Below are 1066 nucleotides of genomic sequence, written 5' to 3' on the forward strand. Positions count from 1 at the left end.
ACCGTTGGACAGAGTGACAACCACTGGCGAACCGGTGACTGGAGCAGATACGGATGCCGTGTAAACCACGGTCCCGCCTTCAGCGACGCTCGAAGTGGCAGTCAGCGAAACGGTGCTGGTGTCGAGGGTGTCATTGACGGTGGTCACCGCCGGGGTGTCGCTAGCCACCAGGTTCTCGAAACCGCCACCAGTCGCGCCTTTGATGGTCGCTTCAACGGTGCCGGCATCTTTGTAGACGTCGTCCTTCGGCGCATCGACGGTCACGGAGCCGGTGGTTTTGCCCGCTTCGATGGTGATCACGGTGCCGTTCGACAGCGTCACGGTCACTGGTGTGCCGGCCGCATTGGTCAGGGTTGCCGTATAGGTGATCTGGCCGCCTTCATCCACGGTGCCGGTCGCGGTCAGCGACAGGTTGGTGGTGTCCTGGGTATCGGTAACTGAGGTATCTGCTGACTTCCCGTCGATTTCCAGCTTCTCGTAGTTACCACCTTTGGCATCGTCGATCTTGACGCTCAGGGAGCCGCCGCCAGCCAGTGCATCGTTTGGCGCAACGAAGTCGACAGAGCCGCTGTTCGAGCCGACCGGAATGGTGATGGTCTGACCGTTGGACAGAGTGACAACCACTGGCGAACCGGTGACTGGAGCAGATACGGATGCCGTGTAAACCACGGTCCCGCCCTCAGCGACGGTAGACGTCGCGGTCAGGTTCACGGTCGAGGTGTCGAGAGTATCGGTCACCTCGGTGACCGCAGCCGCTGGGCTGGTGGCCAGGTTTTCGAAGTTGCCGCCAGCGGCATCCTTGATGGTGACTTCGACCTGGCCGGCGTCTTTGTAGACGTCGTCCTTCGGTGCGTCGACAGTCACGCTGCCGGTGGTGGCGCCGGCGGCGATGGTGATGACGGCGCCGTTGCTCAACGTGACGGTGACCGGAGTCCCGGCGGCGTTGGTCAAGGTCGCGGTGTAAACGATGGAGCCGCCTTCAGCGACCGAGTCAGTAGCGCTCAGGCTGAGGGTGGTTGTATCAGGAGTGTCGGTAACCGAGGTGTCGGCCGACTTGCCGTCGACA

Annotated in this window: 1 protein-coding gene; it reads right to left on the reverse strand. The window is 62.2% G+C overall.

Going from position 1 to position 1066, the window contains the following annotated elements; all coding sequences use genetic code 11:
- The coding region (locus KVG95_RS29590) for an immunoglobulin-like domain-containing protein (RefSeq protein ID WP_217858959.1) at nucleotides 1-1066 on the reverse strand (1066 nt) is incomplete at both ends.

Source organism: Pseudomonas farris (assembly GCF_019145235.1).
GTDB lineage: Bacteria > Pseudomonadota > Gammaproteobacteria > Pseudomonadales > Pseudomonadaceae > Aquipseudomonas > Aquipseudomonas farris.